Source organism: Pantoea sp. E956-1 (assembly GCF_982223955.1).
In genome coordinates this window covers 1-569 of sequence record NZ_CEUYZP010000035.1, presented here as the reverse complement: position 1 = coordinate 569, position 569 = coordinate 1, and the positions used below count along the sequence as shown (strand labels likewise).

The following is a 569-nucleotide window of genomic DNA, read 5'->3' as shown; positions in this document are numbered from 1 at the left end:
AAAGAGTGGGGTCGCATTTCATCACAGATGCCTTGGGTCAACCACAACACCTGCTTGTGCCTGTGGCGAGGAAATTTATCCCTGTTAGGCCGCGACGCGGCCCCAAAACCATCACTGCGGTTTAACTGAAAGACCGCATGCATAGGTTTTACGCCTGCTGCGCAGCCGAACGGGGATAAATCCCCTCGCCACAGATGCTTCGCGCTACTGGGGTTTTTGCGTAAAATGCCGGCCTTTCGTCACACCTCACGGATTTCGCGTCATGGGCACTCTTACGGTCAACCAGAACAAACTGCAAAAGCGCCTGCGCCGCCTGGCCGGCGAAGCGGTCGCCGATTTCAACATGATCGAAGACGGCGACAAGGTCATGGTCTGCCTGTCCGTGGGCAAGGACAGCTACACCATGCTTGACGTGCTGATGCACCTGCAGAAGGTTGCACCGATCAAGTTCGACATCGTCGCGGTGAACATGGACCAGAAACAGCCGGGCTTTCCCGAGCACGTGCTGCCGGCCTACCTGAAAGAACTGGGCATCGAGTACCACATCGTCGAGAAGGACACTTACTCGG

At 56.6% G+C, this 569-nt stretch carries 1 protein-coding gene; it reads left to right on the top strand.

What is annotated here, in order from left to right; genetic code table 11:
- Window positions 1-262: 262 nt before the first annotated feature.
- Window positions 263-569: tRNA 2-thiocytidine biosynthesis protein TtcA (locus tag AC0T7J_RS25100; RefSeq protein ID WP_473798432.1), on the top strand; the 307-nt coding region annotated here is incomplete at its 3' end.